This is a genomic window from Enterobacter sp. SLBN-59 (assembly GCF_024807915.1).
Lineage (GTDB): Bacteria > Pseudomonadota > Gammaproteobacteria > Enterobacterales > Enterobacteriaceae > Enterobacter > Enterobacter asburiae_B.
The window spans coordinates 2,826,600-2,844,017 of the sequence record NZ_JANUFI010000001.1; the positions used below are offsets into that span (position 1 = coordinate 2,826,600).

At 55.0% G+C, this 17,418-nt stretch carries 13 protein-coding genes and 5 tRNA genes; 3 read left to right on the plus strand and 15 right to left on the minus strand.

Annotation, left to right across the window (positions count from 1 at the left end):
* Positions 1–204 precede the first annotated feature (204 nt).
* From tuf to M2422_RS13520, 5 genes are all read right to left on the minus strand, one after another.
* Positions 205–1,389, minus strand: coding sequence for an elongation factor Tu (gene tuf, locus M2422_RS13500; protein ID WP_023309456.1), 1,185 nt, complete (start codon positions 1,387–1,389; stop codon positions 205–207).
* A 118-nt stretch (positions 1,390–1,507) separates the two neighbouring features.
* A tRNA-Thr gene (locus M2422_RS13505) sits at positions 1,508–1,583 on the minus strand.
* A gap of 6 nt (positions 1,584–1,589) precedes the next feature.
* Positions 1,590–1,664, minus strand: a tRNA-Gly gene (locus M2422_RS13510).
* Between the two features lie 117 nt (positions 1,665–1,781).
* Positions 1,782–1,866 (minus strand) — tRNA-Tyr (locus M2422_RS13515).
* A gap of 8 nt (positions 1,867–1,874) precedes the next feature.
* A tRNA-Thr gene (locus M2422_RS13520) sits at positions 1,875–1,950 on the minus strand.
* A 317-nt stretch (positions 1,951–2,267) separates the two neighbouring features.
* On the opposite strand from M2422_RS13520, the gene coaA reads away from it, so the two are divergent.
* On the plus strand, positions 2,268–3,218 hold the full coding sequence (gene coaA, locus M2422_RS13525; protein WP_032668002.1) for a type I pantothenate kinase: 951 nt from the start codon (positions 2,268–2,270) through the stop codon (positions 3,216–3,218).
* A gap of 43 nt (positions 3,219–3,261) precedes the next feature.
* Here the strand turns inward: coaA and dppF are convergent, their stop codons facing one another.
* The 9 genes from dppF to M2422_RS13570 form a co-directional block, all read right to left on the minus strand.
* Positions 3,262–4,275, minus strand: a complete 1,014-nt coding sequence (dppF, locus tag M2422_RS13530) for a dipeptide ABC transporter ATP-binding subunit DppF (RefSeq protein WP_023309965.1) — start codon at positions 4,273–4,275, stop codon at positions 3,262–3,264.
* Complete coding sequence (dppD, locus tag M2422_RS13535; protein ID WP_008502772.1) at positions 4,272–5,255, minus strand: dipeptide ABC transporter ATP-binding protein; 984 nt, start codon at positions 5,253–5,255, stop codon at positions 4,272–4,274. The genes dppF and dppD overlap by 4 nt, the downstream gene beginning before the upstream one ends.
* Before the next feature lie 10 nt (positions 5,256–5,265).
* Positions 5,266–6,168 (minus strand): dipeptide ABC transporter permease DppC, encoded by a 903-nt coding sequence (dppC, locus tag M2422_RS13540; protein ID WP_023309963.1) that lies wholly within the window; start codon positions 6,166–6,168, stop codon positions 5,266–5,268.
* A 9-nt stretch (positions 6,169–6,177) separates the two neighbouring features.
* A complete protein-coding gene (dppB, locus tag M2422_RS13545; protein WP_023334097.1) occupies positions 6,178–7,197 on the minus strand; it encodes a dipeptide ABC transporter permease DppB in 1,020 nt (339 codons plus the stop codon).
* A gap of 161 nt (positions 7,198–7,358) precedes the next feature.
* Positions 7,359–8,966 carry a dipeptide ABC transporter periplasmic-binding protein DppA gene (dppA, locus tag M2422_RS13550; RefSeq protein WP_033146993.1) on the minus strand — a complete coding sequence of 536 codons (1,608 nt, stop codon included), beginning with the start codon at positions 8,964–8,966 and terminating at the stop codon, positions 7,359–7,361.
* A 620-nt stretch (positions 8,967–9,586) separates the two neighbouring features.
* Positions 9,587–9,663, minus strand: a tRNA-Pro gene (locus tag M2422_RS13555).
* 91 nt (positions 9,664–9,754) lie between these two features.
* On the minus strand, positions 9,755–11,449 hold the full coding sequence (gene eptB / locus M2422_RS13560; RefSeq protein ID WP_064673780.1) for a kdo(2)-lipid A phosphoethanolamine 7''-transferase: 1,695 nt from the start codon (positions 11,447–11,449) through the stop codon (positions 9,755–9,757).
* Positions 11,450–11,688: 239 nt separating this feature from the next.
* The gene (locus M2422_RS13565; protein ID WP_047059769.1) at positions 11,689–12,891 is read right to left on the minus strand and encodes an MFS transporter; all 1,203 of its coding nucleotides are present in this window, start codon (positions 12,889–12,891) and stop codon (positions 11,689–11,691) included.
* A 238-nt stretch (positions 12,892–13,129) separates the two neighbouring features.
* The gene (locus M2422_RS13570; RefSeq protein ID WP_064673781.1) at positions 13,130–13,828 is read right to left on the minus strand and encodes an autotransporter domain-containing protein; all 699 of its coding nucleotides are present in this window, start codon (positions 13,826–13,828) and stop codon (positions 13,130–13,132) included.
* A 154-nt stretch (positions 13,829–13,982) separates the two neighbouring features.
* Between M2422_RS13570 and tag the strand changes: the two genes are divergently transcribed.
* Both tag and M2422_RS13580 read left to right on the plus strand, forming a co-directional pair.
* Entirely contained in the window at positions 13,983–14,564 is a 582-nt protein-coding gene (tag, locus tag M2422_RS13575) for a DNA-3-methyladenine glycosylase I (RefSeq protein ID WP_064673782.1), read from the plus strand.
* Positions 14,542–14,988 (plus strand): N-acetyltransferase, encoded by a 447-nt coding sequence (locus tag M2422_RS13580; RefSeq protein ID WP_032661790.1) that lies wholly within the window; start codon positions 14,542–14,544, stop codon positions 14,986–14,988. Before tag ends, M2422_RS13580 begins: the two co-directional genes overlap by 23 nt.
* Here M2422_RS13580 and M2422_RS13585 read toward each other — a convergent pair.
* The gene (locus tag M2422_RS13585; protein ID WP_064673837.1) at positions 14,951–17,230 is read right to left on the minus strand and encodes a molybdopterin guanine dinucleotide-containing S/N-oxide reductase; all 2,280 of its coding nucleotides are present in this window, start codon (positions 17,228–17,230) and stop codon (positions 14,951–14,953) included. The two genes, M2422_RS13580 and M2422_RS13585, sit on opposite strands and share 38 nt — an antisense overlap.
* Between the last annotated feature and the right edge of the window lie 188 nt (positions 17,231–17,418).

Here is a 17,418-nt window from a genome sequence, read left to right on the forward strand (position 1 = left end):
ACAAATAATTTCACCCCGCGATTGCGAGGCGAGCCAAATCGAAACGCTAATCCCTTTATGGATTATACGCTCTCTGCAGAGCCTGTCTCAGCAATGATTATGACAAAAATAATCACTGATGAGCCAGGTTCTGATGTGAAAGCGTGCAAAAAGGGCATCAAATGATGCCCTTTTCATGCGCATTGCGTCAAATGTTATCAGCGATTAGCCGAGAACTTTAGCAACCACGCCCGCGCCAACGGTACGGCCACCTTCACGGATTGCGAAACGCAGACCGTCGTCCATCGCGATTGGGTGGATCAGAGTCACAACCATCTTGATGTTGTCGCCTGGCATTACCATCTCAACGCCTTCTGGCAGTTCGATGGTACCGGTCACGTCAGTTGTACGGAAGTAGAACTGTGGACGGTAGCCTTTGAAGAACGGAGTATGACGGCCGCCTTCGTCTTTGGACAGGATGTACACTTCAGATTCGAACTTGGTGTGTGGCTTGATTGAGCCTGGCTTCGCCAGAACCTGACCACGTTCGATTTCTTCACGTTTGATACCACGCAGCAGAACACCAACGTTCTCACCAGCACGGCCTTCGTCCAGCAGTTTGCGGAACATTTCAACGCCAGTACAGGTAGACTTCGCAGTCTCTTTGATACCAACGATTTCAACTTCTTCGCCAACTTTGATGATACCGCGCTCTACACGACCGGTAACAACGGTACCACGACCGGAGATGGAGAATACGTCTTCGATTGGCAGCAGGAATGGCTTGTCAATCGCACGCTCTGGTTCTGGGATGTAAGAATCCAGGAAGCCAGCCAGTTCGATGATTTTCGCTTCCCACTCTGCGTCGCCTTCCAGCGCTTTCAGAGCAGAACCACGAACGATTGGGGTATCGTCGCCCGGGAAATCGTACTGAGACAGCAGTTCACGAACTTCCATCTCTACCAGTTCCAGCAGCTCTTCGTCATCAACCATGTCGCATTTGTTCAGGAACACGATGATGAAAGGAACGCCTACCTGACGACCCAGCAGGATGTGCTCACGAGTCTGAGGCATTGGGCCGTCAGTCGCAGCAACAACCAGGATCGCGCCGTCCATCTGCGCAGCACCGGTGATCATGTTTTTAACATAGTCGGCGTGGCCTGGGCAGTCTACGTGTGCGTAGTGGCGAGTCGGGGTGTCGTACTCAACGTGAGAGGTGTTGATGGTGATACCACGAGCTTTTTCTTCTGGTGCGTTATCGATCTGGTCGAATGCACGAGCAGAACCACCGTAGGTTTTTGCCAGAACGGTAGTGATTGCAGCGGTCAGCGTTGTTTTACCATGGTCAACGTGGCCGATAGTACCGACGTTAACGTGCGGTTTTGTACGTTCAAACTTTTCTTTAGACATCGATTGTCCCTCTAAGACACGGATAAATCGGTGATATCACCACATCAACCAGGCGAAATGCCTGAATTGTTGAATACAGTAAAATTGAAACAGAGAGAAACGGGAAGGAGAAGTGAAGTGGTGCTGATACCCAGAGTCGAACTGGGGACCTCACCCTTACCAAGGGTGCGCTCTACCAACTGAGCCATATCAGCACGTATTGGAGCGGGCAGCGGGAATCGAACCCGCATCATCAGCTTGGAAGGCTGAGGTAATAGCCATTATACGATGCCCGCATCCTGAAACTCGGCTACCCAGTTCTTTCTGTAACAAAAAAAGAGATTTCTCTCTTTTTCAGTTTGAGCTGGCTAATTTTTCCAACCAGCTCCGGCGGCATTTACGCTGCCAGAAAGTGGTGGTGGGGGAAGGATTCGAACCTTCGAAGTCTGTGACGGCAGATTTACAGTCTGCTCCCTTTGGCCGCTCGGGAACCCCACCGGACTTGATGGTGCCGACTACCGGAATCGAACTGGTGACCTACTGATTACAAGTCAGTTGCTCTACCTACTGAGCTAAGTCGGCATCAAGTAGCGCGCATTCTATGGATACCTGCGCGGTCATGCAACTAAAAATTTGCATAAAACGTTCTTTCGCTCACATTTTATGCGAACAGCGTATCGGACGCTGTAAAAGTAGTCATTTGAGGTCAAATATTCAACATATCATCGTGATTTGCACCGTATTCACCGTAGCGTGACGGCTTCCGCGTAACGCAGCGCTTTCCATCTTTTTTCTTATTATTCCCGTCATCTGGTGTTAACCTCCTGCCCATTGTCCAAAATTAACTGTGTGATGAGCCACGATCCGGCAGTGTGATGCTGGCTCACTGAAGCATGCTTATGAGCAAAAAAGAGCAAACGTTAATGACGCCTTATCTTCACTTTAACCGCAGCCAGTGGGCTGCCCTGCGTGATTCCGTTCCTATGACGCTGACGGAAGGTGAAATCGCACGGTTAAAAGGGATAAACGAAGATCTGTCCCTGGAAGAGGTGGCAGAAATTTATCTCCCCCTCTCTCGCTTGCTTAACTTCTATATCAGCTCGAACCTGCGCCGTCAGGCCGTGCTGGAGCAGTTTCTCGGGACGAACGGTCAACGCATTCCTTATATCATTAGTATCGCAGGCAGCGTGGCCGTGGGTAAAAGTACCACCGCGCGCGTCCTGCAGGCGCTGTTAAGCCGCTGGCCGGAACACCGCAGCGTGGAGCTGATCACGACAGACGGCTTCCTGCACCCGAACGAGGTGTTAAAAGAACGTGGGCTGATGAAGAAGAAAGGTTTCCCGCTTTCTTATGATATGCACCGTCTGGTGAAATTTGTCTCTGACCTGAAATCCGGCGTGCCGCACGTGACTGCGCCAGTCTATTCGCACCTGATCTACGATCGCATCCCGGGTGGGGATAAAACCGTGGTCCAGCCGGACATCCTGATTCTGGAAGGTCTGAACGTGCTGCAAAGCGGGATGGACTATCCTCACGACCCGCATCACGTATTCGTCTCGGATTTCGTCGATTTCTCTATTTATGTCGATGCGCCGGAAGACCTGCTGCAAAACTGGTACATCAACCGCTTCCTGAAGTTCCGCGAGGGGGCGTTCACTGACCCGGATTCCTATTTCCACCACTATGCTCAGCTTTCTGAAGAGGAAGCGATCGGCGTGGCGACGGGGCTGTGGAATGAGATCAACTACGTGAACCTCAAAGAGAACATCCTGCCGACGCGCGAGCGCGCGAGCCTGATCCTCACCAAGAGCGAAAAGCACGCCGTCGACCAGATTCGCCTGCGGAAATAATCAAGCAGACATAAAAAAACCGGCTTATCGCCGGTTTTTTTCGTTATGCCTGTGGCTTCTCGCCATTTTCATCCTGATCGACCGCGAAGCAGGCAACCAGCTGGCCGCCATAATCCTTCAGCTGCGGCTGGAGCTGGGTACATGGGCCAAAGCGGCGACTGCAGCGGGCGTTGAATGCACATCCCGGAGGCGGATTCAGCGGGCTTGGCAGTTCACCCGTCAGCTTAATACGCTCACGACGATCGTCCGGGTTCAGACGCGGCGTCGCAGACAGCAGCGCCTGGGTATACGGGTGACGAGGGTTATTAAAGATCTGGTCTTTGGTCCCCTTCTCCACGCAGCGCCCCAGGTACATCACCATCACTTCATCGGCAATATGTTCCACCACCGACAGGTCGTGGGAGATGAACACGTAAGAGAGCCCCAGCTCCTGCTGGAGATCCATCATCAGGTTCAGCACCTGCGCACGCACGGATACGTCGAGCGCGGAGACCGGCTCATCGGCAATCACCACGTCCGGATCGAGCATCAGCCCGCGGGCGATAGCGATACGCTGACGCTGGCCCCCGGAGAACATGTGCGGATAGCGGTCATAATGCTCAGTTTTGAGGCCGACCTTCGCCATCATCGCCAGCGCTTTTTCACGGCGCTGCTCTTTGCTCAGATTACTGTTGATCAGCAGCGGCTCTTCCAGAATCTGCCCCACTTTTTTACGCGGGTTCAAAGAACCGTACGGGTTCTGGAACACAATCTGGATTTTCTGGCGGCGCAGCTTCTGCGCCTGCGGATCGTGCTTGAGCAGATCCTGCCCCTGATAATAGAGCTCCCCGCCGGTCGGCACTTCAATCATCGTCAGCAGACGGCCCAGCGTGGATTTGCCGCAGCCTGACTCCCCCACCACCGCCAGCGTTTTACCGCGTTCGAGGTTAAAGGAGACGCCGTCCAGCGCTTTCACCAGGCGTTCAGGGGCAAACAGCCCCTTCTTCACCGGGTAGTATTTTTTCAGATCGATGGCCTGCAACAACGGTTGTTGCGTGGTGGCCTGTTGCGTACTCATAGTGTTGGCCTCCCGGCATCATCGAGTGGGTAGTGGCATTTCGACTGACGGCCGTCAGCAAGCTGGTTCAGCTCTGGCTCTTCTGCCCGGCATTTGTCCGTTGCATACGGGCAGCGCGGATTGAGCAGACAGCCCTGCGGACGGTCATATTTACCCGGTACCACACCCGGCAGCGATGCCAGACGCGCTTTGTCCTGAGCAAACTCCGGCAGCGCGCGTAAAAGCGCCTGGGTATACGGATGACGCGGCGCGCGGAAAATATCGTGTGAATTCCCGGTCTCGACCACCTGGCCGGCATACATCACGATGATTTTGTGCGCAGCTTCGGCCACCAGCGCCAGATCGTGCGTAATCAGCACCAGCGCCATATTCTCTTTCTGCTGCAGCTCCAGCAGCAGTTCGATGATTTGCGCCTGAATGGTCACATCCAGCGCCGTCGTAGGTTCATCCGCAATCAGCAGTTTTGGTCGACAGGCAATCGCCATCGCGATCATCACGCGCTGGCTCATCCCACCGGAGAGCTGGTGCGGGTAAACGTCCAGACGTGATGCCGGGTCAGGAATACCCACCTGGTTCAGCAGGTCGATCGCGCGCTGACGACGGGTTTTCTTATTCCCGCCCTGATGCACCTTAATCGCTTCCATAATCTGGAAACCAACGGTATAGCAAGGGTTCAGGCTGGTCATGGGATCCTGAAAAATCATCGCCACTTCGGCGCCCACCAGCTGGCGGCGCTGTTTTTCAGAAATGCGCTTCAGATCCTGACCGTTGAACTGCAGGTTTTCCGCCATCACGCGGCCCGGGTAATCAATCAGCCCCATGATCGCCAGTGAGCTCACTGACTTACCGGAACCGGACTCCCCGACAATGCCAACCACTTCGCCCTGATTTACGCTGTAGCTGATGCGGTCCACGGCGCGAAACGGGGTGCCTTCGTCGCCGAAGTGCACCGATAATTTATCTACATTTAATAACGCCATCTCGTGCCTCTTACTGCTTCAGTTTGGGATCAAGCGCATCACGCAGACCATCACCCATCAGGTTAAATGCCAGCACCGTCAGCAGGATTGCCAGACCCGGGAAGGTGACAACCCACCAGGCGCTTTGTGCGAACTGCAACACGTCGGAGAGCATGGTGCCCCACTCCGGTGTTGGCGGCTGCGCACCCATGCCCAGGAAGCCAAGAGCGGCCATATCAAGAATGGCGTTAGAGAAACCGAGCGACGCCTGAACAATCAGCGGCGCCAGGCAGTTAGGGAAGATATTCACAAACATCTGGCGCATCGCACCGGCACCCGCCACGCGAGAGGCGGTGACGTAATCGCGGTTCACTTCCACCAGCACCGCCGCACGGGTTAAACGCACGTAGTGAGGGAGCGCCACGAAGGTCAACGCCAGCGCGGCATTGCCTATCGACGGGCCGAAGATTGCCACCAGCACCAGCGCCAGCAGCAGGCTTGGCAGCGCCAGCATGATGTCGACGATACGCATGATGATGTTATCAACGATGCCGCCGAAGTAACCGGCAACCAGGCCGAGGACGACGCCCATGATCAGCGACAGCACAACAACGAGACAGCCGACCAGCAGCGACAGGCGCGCGCCGTACATCAGACGCGACAGCACGTCGCGGCCCACGTCATCGGTACCCAGCAGGTGCGCCAGGCTGCCGCCGTCCTGCCACGCAGGCGGGGCGAGCAGCGCATCGCGGAACTGGTCCGCCGGGTTATACGGTGCGAGGAAGTTCGCAAACACCGCGATCAGGATCATGATTACGACATACACCAGCCCTACCACCGCGCCTTTATTGCGCTTGAAGTAGTGCCAGAACTCCTGCAGCGGCGTCATAGGAACCGGTGCAGCGACCACTTTATTTTGAGTGACTTGTGACATGATGGTCCCTTACTTCTTATGACGAATACGCGGGTTCACCACGCCGTACAGCAAATCGACCAGCAGGTTGACGAGGATAATCATCGTCGCGACCAGCAGTACACCGCCCTGCACAACCGGATAGTCACGGCGTTGCAGCGCGTCAATCAGCCAGCGTCCAAGGCCCGGCCAGGAGAAGATGGTTTCGGTCAGGATCGCCCCCGCCAGCAACGTCCCCACCTGGAGACCGATAACGGTCACCACCGGCAGCATGGCATTACGCAGCGCATGGACGATGATGACGCGCATACGCGTCAGGCCCTTTGCGCGCGCGGTGCGGATATAATCCTCACCCAGCACTTCCAGCATCGATGAACGGGTCATTCGCACGATCACCGCCAGAGGAATGGTGCCCAGCACCATGGCAGGTAGGATCATGTGCGCCACGGCATCAATGAAGTTGCCCTCTTCGCCCCAGATAGCCGTATCGATCAGCATAAATCCGGTGAGCGGGTTGGAGTCATCCAGGAAGACCATATCGCTGACGCGCCCGGAGACCGGTGTCAGGTTAAGCTGCACCGATACCAGCATGATCAGCATCATGCCCCACCAGAAGATAGGCATGGAGTAGCCGGTCAGCGCCAGGCCCACGGCGGTGTGGTCAAAAATAGAGCCACGCTTGACGGCAGCCAGAACCCCAACAGGAATACCCACCGCAGTGGCGAAAATCATGGCGCAGACGCCAAGCTCCAGCGTCGCTTTAAAACGCGGCACGAACTCGTCCCACACCGGAAGACGGCTTTTCAGCGAAATCCCTAAATCACCGTGCAATACGCCCCAGATATAGTGGAGGTACTGCTGCCACATCGGCTTATCGAGACCGAGTTCCGCCAGCAGCTGTGCATGGCGCTCAGGGGAAATACCACGCTCGCCCGCCATAATCATTACCGGGTCGCCGGGGATCATATGGACGAAGGCAAAAGTGAGAAGGGTGATACCGATAAACGTGGGGATAACAAGTCCCAGACGTCGGAGGATGAACTGCAACATAACCCGGATTCTCTCTGATGACGCACGACCAGTGGCGTGACGTCTGTATTGCTCACAAATGTAAATTCCCTCTCCTGGCGGGAGAGGGTTAGGGTGAAGGGCGTGCATGCATCCCCTCACCCCTGCCCTCTCCCAGAGGGAGAGGGAGAACACCCTACTTATTATTCAACAGATACGTTTTCGAAGTGGTGTTTGCCCAGTGGATCAACCACGTAGCCCTTCACTTCTTTACGCACTGGCTCGTACACGGTGGAGTGAGCAACAATCAGCGCCGGAGCCTGATCGTGCATAACAACCTGAGCCTGCTTGTACAGTTCAATACGTTTGTTGTGATCGTCGGTCGCACGCGCCGGCTGGATCAGGTCTTCAAACGGCTTGTAGCACCAGCGAGAGTAGTTAGAACCGTCTTTCGCCGCCGCGCAGCTGAACAGGGTGGCGAAGAAGTTGTCCGGATCCCCGTTATCACCGGTCCAGCCCATCATTACCGCCTGGTGCTCACCCGCTTTGGCGCGCTTCAGGTACTCGCCCCACTCGTAGGTCACAATCTTGGCCTGAACGCCAACCTTAGCCCAGTCAGCCTGAACCATTTCCGCCATACGGCGTGCGTTCGGGTTGTACGGACGCTGTACCGGCATCGCCCACAGCTCAACGGTAAAGCCTTTATCCTGGCCCGCTTCTTTCAGCAGCGCTTTCGCTTTCTCAGGATCGTAGGTGTAGTCTTTAACGTCGTCGTTATAACCCCACATGGTTGGTGGGATCAGGTTTTTGGCAGCAACGCCAGCGCCCTGGTAAACCGCCTTGATGATCGCTTCTTTGTTCACCGCGTAGGTCAGCGCCTGACGCACTTTCACGTCATCAAACGGTTTCTTCTCGGTGTTGAAGGAGAGATAGCCCACGTTCAGGCCAGCCTGCTCCAGCAGGTTGATGTTCTTGTCCTGCTTCATACGGGCGATATCAGCCGGGTTCGGGTACGGCATCACCTGGCATTCGTTTTTCTGCAGTTTTGCATAACGTACTGACGCATCAGGCGTGATGGAGAAGACCAGACGGTCGATCTGCGGCTTGGTGCCCCAATAGCCTTCGAACGCTTTGTATAGAATGCGGGAGTCTTTCTGGTACTGCAGCAGCTGGAATGGACCGGTACCGATTGGGTTCAGATCGACTTTTTCCGGCGTACCGGCTTTCAGCATGTTGTCCGCGTACTCTTTGGACAGAATTGAAGCGAAGTCCATGGCCAGGTCAGCCAGGAATGGCGCTTCCGGACGCGTCAGCACGAACTGAACCGTTTTATCGTCCACTTTTTTCACTTCAGCGATCAGGTCTGGCAGACCCATCCCTTCGAAGTATTCATAGCTGCCGCCAGACACTTTGTGGTACGGGTTCTGAGCGTTTTTCTGACGGTCGAAGGAGAACACAACGTCGTCGGCGTTAAAGTCGCGCGTTGGTTTGAATTCTTTGCTGTCCTGCCACTTCACGCCCTGGCGCAGGTGGAAGGTATAGGTTTTACCGTCTTCGCTGACGTCCCACTTCTCGGCCAGACCCGGAATCACTTCCGTGGTACCGGTTTTGAATTCAACCAGACGGTTATAGATCGGTACAGAGCTTGCGTCGTAAGTCGTACCAGAGGTAAAGAGCTGTGGGTTAAAGCCTTCCGGCGAGCCTTCAGAACAGTAAACCAGGGTTTTTGCCTGTACGCTTGCTGCCACGGTCATAGCCACCAGGCTCAGACCAAGCTTCAGCATCCCTGACTTCTTCAAGGAAATACTCATTATTCTGCTCCAATGTGATGTTTTGCTTTGTTGTGTTACGCCGCCAGACCTTTATTTATTTTTTACCCGGTCCGGTCGGTGATGCCCGAAGGCTTTAAAGGGATGGAGAATCCTTTCAGAAGAGCGTTTGAGTTGCAGCGCAGATCGTCCCTGAAATGCCCCTCATGCCCTACAATCTGTCAACAGAATGTGAAAACGTCAATACAGGTGACGGGGATTTACGCTGAGTGTGAGAAACCGCAAACAAAGATTAAAAAAACTATGTATGCCAGTTTTCAGCAGGGAAATTTATGCTACTCGCTATCTTGCAGCACAAGTCTCTTCATATTTCGCAACAATCAGTGATTAACTTTTATTCAGAATGGGTAAATTTTCTTGCAGAATGGTGATTATCTGAGCACTAAATACCGCGAACGTTAAAACGCACAGCGAAAAATGCTGAGGTTATCCATAAGCAACGCGAAAAAAGATCAATCTATATATAAAAAAATACAATGGATTATGTCACAAAATCGTTAACAGGCAGGGAGAAGCAGGCCTAAGGGGCGTTTTGGATACTCTGACGGGATAAGATCATAATGCAAAAAGGGCTAACCTTGCGGTTAGCCCTTTTCAGAATGTGGTCGGCGAGAGAGGATTCGAACCTCCGACCCACTGGTCCCAAACCAGTTGCGCTACCAAGCTGCGCTACTCGCCGAATGCGGAGCGCATCTTACTGCTGAGGTGCGCCCCCGTCAATCCCTTATTTTCAAAAAGCCATTCAACTGGCGATATTCTCGCCAGGGCAGCTACTGCGCGGCTTTTACGCTGTTATCAGGGAGTTTACACCAGTTGTTGTTTTCGTTAATCCCACCATTCGGTGAGGTATAGCCGAGACAACCCATAATGGTGTCGTACAGCTCAACGTGACGACGAGGCACCTTCATATCCGCCTCTTTTTTCAGCTGAGCAAACATCTTCGCCTTCTCCGGATTTTCAAGATACTTATCCGACATCCACATGATCATCGGCACGCGGAACTGCTCCGGCGGTGCCAGCTTGCGCGGCGTACCGTGCAGGTGCTCTTTCTCATTGATGGATTCACCGTGGTCTGCCGCGTAAATCACAATCGCTTTTTTATCGCGCAGCTGGTCGATCACCCGGCTCAGGAAGGTATCCACGTACAGCACCGAGTTGTCGTAGGCGTTGATCAGCTCCTGCTTGCTGCAGTCTTTATTAATGCCCACGCACTCAGGCTGCCACTTCGCAAAATCACGCGTGTAGCGCTGGTAATAGCTGTAATGCGACCCTTTGGTATGCAGAATAACCAGATGCTTACCCTGCGGATGGTTCTTAAGGGACTGCGACATCTCTTCCAGCAGCAGCATGTCGTCGACGTTTTTACCGCGGTTACGCGGTTCGGCGCCAATCTGCTCACGGTACGCAATGTTATCTGCCAGCGTGTTGGTGTAGAACCACATCTCACTTTGCATGGCGAACAGGTCAGAGCTAAACCCAAGCTGCTTCAGCACGGCAAACACGTTCTGCTCTTTCAGCGTGCGTTGCGGGTTATCGCTTGCACCGCCTTCACGCACAAACATACAGCGCAGCGAGAGCTTCGTTGCGGTATCGCAGGAGTAGCCACGGTAAGCCACCAGGTTTTTCTCCTGCGCCAGCTTTGGCGTGGTGTCCCGGTTATAGCCGAGAATACCCATATGATCCCAGCGCGTCGTTTCGCCGATGACGAAGACGACGTACGTATCATCAATCCCGTCGGCTGGCGGCTGGTAGGTGAATTTTTTCGTTGGATTGATCAGCGATTTCACATCACTGGATTCGTCCGCCTGCGCCCAGGCATACAGACCTAACGCTGACAGCCAGTTAGACGGCAAATACGAGTTTGCCACCACGCCGCCATAGCTTGGCATATCCACGCCCGTCGCTTTTTCAACGCGTTTTTGCTGCGTTTCCATCAGGCGGATTGGCGCCCATACCAGCAGACCAGCCAGCAGGACAACGACGATATTGCGGATCCGCTGTCCACGGGTGCGCAGCTGGCGTAACAGCGTATAGCGGCACGTATTGTTCCAGATAAAGAACAGCGGTATCAGACAGGTTAAAACTGTCCAGACGATAAAGCCTTTCCCTACCACCTCTTTCGAGAGATCGATATCCGTGGTCATCACCGAGGCAACGATACCGTACCCAATGACCACGTTCATAAAGGTCATGTAATAGCTTGCGGCGGCGGAAATAATCACCACCAGCGAGGCCAAAATTTGCCAGGTACGTCGGCCAAAAAGGGACAGCAGGCGTAAGAGGAAGAAGGTAGCGAGGACGGAGCCGAACACTTCAATGGCGGCAAAAATACCATTACTTACGGTAAGGTGTTCAAAATAACCTTCCACTCTTCTGAACAGTACCGCGCCATTCAGAAATAATCCGATATAGACAGCCAGCATCAGACACAATCTTTGCTGGGTAAGAGACCTAATGTATTTCATGCAAACAACCCTGGGGGAAGGGGTATAAAAACCCGACGAATCTCAAAGAGAAAGCGGACAGAGTACGTAAATGCGTAAGGAAGCGTTATTAGAAACGTCTACAAGCGCGATAAGTAGACCACAGCGGGAGAGAAAAGTGGCAGCAGAGAGTGTGATCGGTATAAATTTTTACAAAATATCGAGACGGGAAGCGTCTCGCATAAAGAAAAAAGAGGCCACAGAGGCCTCTTTCATACTGCTTACGCGTGCGCTTCTTTGAATACTTCACGCTGCGGCTGGCGAATCGTGGTCGAGAGCGCCAGCGAGATAATCAGCAGGGCAAATATGACGCAGAAGGTCACGTAGAACCCGCCGAACAGAGAGGCTATCAGCGAGCCGCAGATGCTGCCGATCCCGAAGCCAAGATAGATAACGCCGTAGTTTTTCGCCAGATTGTTCAGGCCAAAGAACTCGCTTACCAGTGACGGGAAGACGGTAATCGTGCCGCCGAAGTTAAAGGCCACGCAGGCAATCGCCGCAAAGAAGGTGGCTTCATTCAGCGGAGCGAACAGCAGCGCCGCCATGCCGACCAGCGAAACCACCTGCCCAATCGTAATCACACGGATGCGGGCAATTTTGTCAGACAGAATACCGAGCACCAGACGACCGGAGAGGTTCGCAATGGAGATGACCGTCACCGCATTCGCCGCCGTAGCCGCATCCAGCTTCACCATCCCCTGCGCGATATCCTTCGCCACGCCGATGACATAAAGTCCGCTCATGCAGGCCGTCAGGAACATCACCGCCAGCATCCAGTACTGCGGTTTACGCATGGACTGCGCGAGGGTGAAGTCGTTCTCCACCACGCCGTTAACGGATTTGACCTCCTGCTGCGGCGCATCGGTCATCAGCGTGGCGCCGAACAGAATCATCACCAGCACGATTGCGCCCCAGATCATAAAGGTGTTTTCGAGGCCAACGGACGCCAGCAGATGGGAGTCGATAAATTTGAATCCGAGGCTGCCCAGGCCATAGGAGCCGATGGCGAACGCGGAGATTAAGCCTTTACGCTCAGGGAACCACTTCACGCAGTTCGACAGGGTCAGCAGGTAACCTGCGCCATCGGCCAGACCCACCAGCACGCCGGCGCTCAGCCACAGCATCATCAGGTTGCTGGAATGCGCCGTCAGGAAAAAGCCCAAACCCAGCAGAATGCCGGACGCCATGGTCACACGCTTCACCCCAAAACGCTCCTGCAGCTTGCCCGCGACGGAAGACGAAATCGCCAGACCCAGGCTCAGCAGACCAAAGGAGAACGCAACCTGGCTGACCGGCGCGCCGAGTTTGTCGGAAAGCGCGCTGTTAAACAGGCTCCAGGTATAGACCGACCCCAGCGCAAACTGGGTGACGATGGTGCCAAAGAGCGTGAGCCAGCGCGTGCGGTTATAATTTGATGTGTTCATGGCAGTCGTCCTGCAAGAGAAATTAAGGAAGTTCGCTGAGGACAACGATAAACAAAACCTTAATACGCCTGGGGTAAAACGGCATGAAATGCAGGCGGAACGGAATGAAATGCCTGGAAACGGGAATGAATGGCCTGGCCCGGGCATAAAGCGACAGCGTGTTAGTATCCGCTATCGCTGTAACGCCCGTGGTTGTTGTATTCGAGATGTTATCGTAACGTTTAAAAAAGTAACAACTCTAGAAATTTGCGCTAACGCCGAGGGTGTATAAAAACTCCTCACCGGTGGTGGTGTGCTCCCCCTGAGCCAGCGACGCATAGGCCGCGACGTGCGTATTAAAAGGAATATCCGTTCCCACGGTGACGTCCATCCAGCTACCGTTTTGGGCAGGAGCTGGCGTTTGCGGCATGCCAAACTGCGATTTCCACTGGTTTTCACCAAACTGCTGGTTATAGCTAATCTGCGCCCACGGACGAAGATCGCCGTACTGGGTATTCACGCGCCACCCCAGCGTGCTGACGCTGGCATGCCAGAGCGGGTCGGTGATTGCCTGCGTCGACGCGCTATCACCAAACTCGTTGATCATCATGGGAGCCGTGCCGTCGTATCGCCACGCCACCACCGGACCGGTGGTGATACGCGCTGAAACCGGAAAATTCCAGCCCACGCTCATCGTCCCCTCCGGCGTGCTGCCAGACGGTATATTCAGGGCAAGACCGGGCGCGTTTTGCGAAGACTGAATACGCTCAGCCAGAATATCCTCATAACGCGGTTGGTGATCCGCGTCCCATGTATAGCGTTCCGCCGTATTATTTTGGGCGTCTGAAACGATATATTCCTGTTGCCAGGCAGACGCTGTATTACAAGAAAACAGGCAGGCTGAAATCCCCACCAGGCCAGAAGCAGCATGGCGACCACTGATTTTTTTTATCATCATCAACGCGACCCCAGAGAGAGCCGAATTCGGCGATATTTGTCGTTATTCAGGAAGAGCTTATAACCCTTGTATTAACTATTGTCTTTATAGTAAACACGTCAAGCCAGTCAGAATGAAAATTTTGCGAAATCAGTATCAATAAGGGAGATGACGGATGGAACGTTGCGGTTGGGTGAGCCAGGATCAGCTTTATATCGACTATCACGATCGGGAATGGGGCGTGCCGGAAACGGATGGCAAAAAACTCTTTGAGATGATCTGTCTGGAGGGCCAGCAGGCGGGGTTGTCATGGATTACGGTACTGAAGAAACGTGAAAACTACCGCAACGCCTTCCACCAGTTCGATCCTGTCGCCGTCGCCGCGATGACCGATGAAGACGTGGAACGCCTGGTGCAGGACGCCGGTATCATCCGTCATCGCGGTAAGATCCAGGCCATCATCGGTAACGCACGCGCTTACCTGGCAATGGAGCAAAACGGCGAATCGTTCTCAGATTTTGTCTGGTCGTTTGTGAACAACGATCCGCAGGTCACCCGGGCCGCCACGCTCGCGGAAATCCCGGCCTCTACCCCGGCCTCGGATGCGCTCTCGAAGGCCCTGAAAAAACGCGGCTTTAAGTTTGTCGGTTCCACCATCTGCTACGCCTTTATGCAGGCCTGTGGCCTGGTCAACGACCACGTTACCGGCTGCTTCTGTCATCCGGGAGGCCATCATGATCCGCAAATGGCAAAGTGAGAATACCGCGCCGCTTCTGAGCCTCTGGCTTGAAAGCACCACGGAAGCGCATCCGTTTATTGAACCGGGTTACTGGAAAGAGAACGAGGCCATGGTGCGGGACGTTTACCTGCCGTCGGCGGAAACCTGGGTCTGGGAACAGGATGGCGAGCCATACGGATTTATCAGCGTGATGCAGTCTCAGTTTGTCGGCGCGCTGTTTGTCGCACCGTCATGCATCGGGAAAGGCATCGGGCGCGCGCTGCTGAACCATGTTCAACAGCGCTTCCCGCATTTAACGCTGGAGGTATATCAGAAAAATGTGCGGGCGGTGAATTTCTACCATGCTCAGGGCTTTCGCATTGAAGACAGCGCCTGGCAGGATGATACCCAGCACCCGACGTGGATCATGAGCTGGCAGGCGGATCAAACGCCGTTAAGGTAAGCTCGGGTCCCTGATATTTTTCTACCCAGGCCAGCGCCGTGTTCCCTGCGCAGCCATTCCCCAGCTTCGAGCTGGGGAGATCTTTGGTCAGCACGTTAACCGCCCCGTTTTTACAGATCCCTCCCTCGTAAGGCTCAAGGTCGGGCCATGCGCCCTGATGAATGCAGATCACGCCCGGTTTAATCCCGTCGCTCACCACCGCCCCTGCCAGCACCTGCCCGCGCGAGTTCCAGACGCGCACCACGTCGCCGTCCGCAATCCCCCGGGCTTTCGCATCAAGGGAATTCAGCGTGACCGGCTCTCGCCCGGCGACCGCATACTGCTCGCGCAGGGACGTATAGTTAAGCTGGCTGTGCAGACGGTGCGCGGGATGCGCAGACAACACCTGCAGCTGTTCCGGCTGGGCGTTGCCGTGCCACTCGTCCGGCTCGAGCCACATAGGGTGTGGCGGGCAGTCGGCATAGCCAAAGCTGGCGATGCGCTCACTATAAATCACGATCTTTCCGCTCTCGGTTTTCAGCGGGTGGCTCTCCGGGTCGCGGCGGAAATCGGCAAAACGGACAAACTTCGCGTTCTGTTCGCTCTCCGGCATCTCGACGATCTGGTTCGCTTCCCAGAATTCGGCAAATGGCGGAAGCGTCACGCCCTGCGCCGCGCCACGCTGGCCGGCAATCTGGTAGAAGGTTTCCAGCCATTGCAGATCGCTTTTCCCTTCGGTAAAACGCTCGCGACCGCCCGCTTCCCACAGCTCGCTCAGTTCAGCAAACACGTCAAAATCATCACGCGCTTCGTCTCGCGGGGCCACTACGCGCTTCATCGGGACCATATGCTGGTTGCTGTAGTCGCCGGTCATAGTGAGATCGTTACGCTCAAACGAGGTGGTCGCTGGCAGGACAATATCTGCATGCTTAGCCGAGCCGGTCCAGAAGCACTCGGAAATCACCACCAGCTCCGGCTTTTGCCAGGCGCGGATCAGGCGGTTGGTATCCTGATGGTGCGTGAAGTTCGACCCGCCCGCCCACCAGACAAATTTAATGTCCGGGAAGTGGCGGTCCAGACCGTTGTGCTGATAGAAACCGCCGGGGTTTTCAAGGGCTTCAACAATACGCGCCACCGGGATTTTATCCACGGCGTCCACGCCGCCCTGCACCGAGCCTTGCAGAGACGCCAGCACCGCCGCTTTACGCGTCGGGTTACCGCCGTTTGCAAAGTGATAGGAGAGACCAAAACCCCCGCCCGGCGTGCCGATTTGTCCAAGCATTGCGGCAAGCGTTACCAGCATCCAGTGTTTTTGCTCGCCAAACTGCTGACGCTGCATTCCCCAGCCGGACATTAACATCGTGGTATTTTTATGGAACAACGCCGCCAGTTCGCGGATTTTCTCCGCAGGAACGCCGCAAATATCTGCCGCCCACGCTGCCGTTTTCGCCACCCCATCGGATTGGCCCGTCAGGTAGTCGGCGAATTTATCGAAGCCGGTGGTACAGCGCGTCAGGAATTCAACATCGTGCCAGCCGTTTTCTACCAGCGTATGGGCGATCCCCAGCATCATCGCCACGTCGGTACCCATATGGGGGGCAATCCACTCGGCGCTGTCGCCGAAGAAATCCATGGTTTCAGAACGCATCGGGTCAATGCAGATGATGCGCTTGCCGCTTTTGCGCAGCGCGTCGAAATACCCAATGCCCTGCTCGTCGCTGGCATTCCAGGCAATTTTCAGCGTATTGAGCGGGTTGGCGCTCCAGAGCACTACCACGTCGGTATGCGCCAGCACCAGCGGCCAGCTGGTCTGCTGCTGGTACACTTCGTTCCCCCCTACGACGTACGGCATGATCGCCTGCGCCGCGCCGGTGGAGTAATCCCCCAGATGGCCGGTATAGCCTCCCGCCAGGCTCATGTAGCGCTGCAGCAGCGTCGAGGCCTTGTGCAGCACGCCGTTAGAACGCCAGCCGTAGGAGCCGGCAAAAATGGACGACGGACCGTAAGTGTCGCGAATGCGCTTATGCTGGGCGTGGATCAGCGCCAGCGCGTCATCCCAGCTCACGCGAACAAACTCATCCTGACCGCGGATCCCCTGCGGTTTATCCGGCGAGGCCAGAAAACCTTTACGCACCATCGGCCAGCGCACGCGCGTGTTGCTGTGCACCTGATCGCGAACGACGGTCTGTAACGAGTTGGGATGTTGGGTTGGCAGTGCCCCGCGGGACGACAGAACATTTTCGCCATCGGTTTCGACCAGCATCGGCCCCCAGTGGGCGGCGGTCAGAATGGTTTTCGTTGAGGTGCTCAAGCGTGCGCTCCTGGTTGCGTGCAGGTTTACGGCCTTCTTTCTGAGGCAGTTTATGGTTTGTCACAAATTTCAGAGTTATACCCGGAATTTTCTCCGTATCTGGACGTCATAATCAACTGCCACGCTCGCCGTGGCAAAGA